Origin of the sequence: Candidatus Kurthia intestinigallinarum, assembly GCF_003991225.1 — a bacterium.
Taxonomy (GTDB): domain Bacteria; phylum Bacillota; class Bacilli; order Bacillales_A; family Planococcaceae; genus Kurthia; species Kurthia populi.
Genome location: NZ_JTFC01000080.1, coordinates 1 through 1803, shown reverse-complemented (window position 1 = coordinate 1803; position 1803 = coordinate 1). Strand labels below are relative to the sequence as shown.

General features: G+C 28.5%; 2 protein-coding genes. Both read left to right on the top strand.

What is annotated here, in order from left to right:
• A partial coding sequence (locus QI30_RS20580) for a rolling circle replication-associated protein (protein ID WP_158621076.1) occupies nucleotides 1–664 on the top strand: 664 nt, incomplete at its 5' end.
• 87 nt (nucleotides 665–751) lie between these two features.
• Nucleotides 752–1803: hypothetical protein (locus QI30_RS18760; protein ID WP_126992081.1), on the top strand; the 1052-nt coding region annotated here is incomplete at its 3' end.

Genomic DNA, 1803 nt, shown 5'->3' with positions numbered 1-1803 from the left:
CCAATTAAGAGATTTATCAAGTAGTGATACAGGTAAATACAGACGTAGCTACTCTAAAAATGACAACAAGACACCTGAAGAACGACTAAAATCAAGAGCTAAGAGTAATATCAGAGCTAGAAATACTGTTAAAAGACTTATCAAAGCCAATTTTTCTAACGGCGATAAATTCATTACTTTAACATTTGAAAAGAATATAACTGATGTAAAAGAAGCCAATAAAGCATTAAAAAACTTCAAGAAAAAATTGCGTAGATTATGTAAAAATGAAGAGCTTAAATTTATTGATGTAATAGAGTTTCAAGAAAGAGGAGCGATTCATTATCATATGATTGTTAATCTAGATATAACGCAAGGAGTTTTAGAGGAGAAATGGGGCTTAGGGAAAGCAGAGGTAAAAGATATTTATGATATTTCTAAAATCACAGGATATATGGTGAAGTACATGAATAAAGCTAGCGCAGATGAACGTTTATTAGGGGAAAAGATTTACCACTGTTCTAAGGGTTTAGAGAAGCCATTAGAGCTAGTTGGAGATGAAGCAATGGAGTTTCTAAGGGGAAAATTCAAAAATGGGGCAGATCCAACATTTAGAAGCCATTATAAAAACAAATTCACTGGAACACCTATTTTTTATAGTGTTTGTAGTGTAAATGTCGAATAAACACGAAAAAACACTGTATTTTTTTTAAAATAACTCATATAAAATTAAAGAAATACAACTTGAGAAAACATTAATTTATGAGAGGGTGTGTTTAAAATTATTCTCAACATAGAAAATATAGGAATAATAGCTAACGCAGATATAAAAATAGAAGGTGTAACCGTAATAGCTGGATCTAATAGTTCGGGGAAAAGTACGGTGGGGAGAGTCTTATATGCTATCGGCACGAGCTTAGCTGAAAGTTCGTATATAAAATTATTCAAGCAAAAGTTAAATATCATAGATAATGAGTTAAACAGACTTAAAAAAATTTCATTAGATGAAGAAAGTTTAGCAATTGCGGAAGAAGCAACTGCATTGCTTGATAATATGTCGTATATCATTTCTATGCTCGAAGAGCATCCTACTTCTCAAAAAGAGTTTGAAAATCAAAGTATTAATTTTTCTAATAAACTAAAAAAAATCATTAATTCTTTAGAAGAAACCGTCATAACACAAAGTCTAACAACGGGAAATTTAGAAGGAGAAATGGAAGTAGATTTAGATGATATTCTTATTAGAATGAGTATCAAAGAAATTAAAAAGATATTAGACACAGATATTCTAAAAGAAGATAATTTGAAATTTGAAATGTTGCAATCGGTATTTAACAATGAATTCAATTCTCAAATTTCTAATTTAACATCTAATAATTTAAAATCAACAATTTCATTTACAGAGGTTAATAATAATAGTGGGAAGCTTGTTTTCATAGAAGATGTATTAGACAGAGAAGCATCAACGATTAATATAAACAGAGAGTTTGTTAGACCAATTTTCATAGATGATCCTACAGTTATTGATGAGATTTCTGAATCAATTAGAATATATTTGGGAGGTAAGAAATTATCTTATAATCATAAATCATATCTTATTGATTTATTAAAACAAACAAATTCGGATGAAAATGTTTTTTCAAAAAAGAAAAATGATGAGATGATTAATGCTATTTTGAAAGAGGTTATAGATGGTAATATTTCAATAAATGGAAGGAAAAGTTTTTATGAAATTCCATATAGTGATCGTAATAAGAAACTATCATTGTCAAACCTTTCAACAGGTATGAAATCTTTTTCTATTCTTAGTATTTTAAAAAATAG